Genomic DNA, 968 nt, shown 5'->3' with positions numbered 1-968 from the left:
GGGTATTGCAGTCCTTTAAGATTAGACCAAACGCGTACTAAACTTAATCAGCGCAATGATCGGGTTATTATTGCGCTGATTTTCTATAAAGATGCTAATGGGAAATAAAAAAACAACATACAGTGATACTCAAATAGTCGAGATTTGGGATCGGATAGATAATCATGTTTTATCGCTATAATTTAATATAAGGTGAAGTATTGTGTCTGTTTTTATTCGGAATTGCTCTCGTTCTGCATCAACAGTACCCTCATATACGGAGAAACTGAATTATCACCGGCGATAAAATTCACCTTACGTTCCTTATGTCGCATATTGCAGACGGATGAAGTGAAACCCTGATGAAAAAAGGATTAATTGTTTTTTTTAGTTTGGTCTTGATGGGCACTTTAGCGGCGTGCTCTGTACCCAATAAAACCTATTCAACTTCGCTTAATGACAAGGATTCTGCCGTGATTAATACCCTGTTTGATGATGCACCCATCTATTGTTTAGGTCGTTATACCTTTAATTATCCCAAAGCGTTAACCCAAGAACTTTCATCGGTCATCACTATCGATGATATGACCATTGAAAGCCAGTTTCTTTATCCTCCCGCATTTAAACAACGCATCGAATTGCGTGAAGATGAATTAAAAAAACAAAGTGTAAGTGAGGAGCGGGATGGACCATTCTTGAAAGATATTATCCGATTGGAAATGGGCGTTATTTTTGATAAAAATGAAAGTTATGCTTATCCAGGATTTGCCAGAGAGCTAGAAGCGCATGTTTATATTGATAATGTGGCTTTTATTATCAAAACTAAATTCCATGATCTTACATCAGATAAGTATGCTAAAGAAAAATCATATTTTTCGGATGATTACCCTATTACCGACAAACCTCAAAAACTAGCCGCCATGCAGTCGTTGATTTCTCGCTTACACGGTCGCCCAAAGAATGAAATTCCAACTGAAAAAGGGATGTGT

At 37.1% G+C, this 968-nt stretch carries 1 pseudogene; it reads left to right on the top strand.

Annotation, left to right across the window (positions count from 1 at the left end):
- Window positions 1–341: 341 nt before the first annotated feature.
- Window positions 342–968 (top strand): annotated as a pseudogene (locus M992_RS06345) (T6SS immunity protein Tli4 family protein); the annotation flags it as partial.

The sequence above is a fragment of the Moellerella wisconsensis ATCC 35017 genome, from assembly GCF_001294465.1.
Taxonomy (GTDB): Bacteria; Pseudomonadota; Gammaproteobacteria; order Enterobacterales; family Enterobacteriaceae; genus Moellerella; species Moellerella wisconsensis.
Note: the sequence above shows the minus strand (reverse complement) of the source record. Positions and strands in the feature narration are given on the sequence as shown.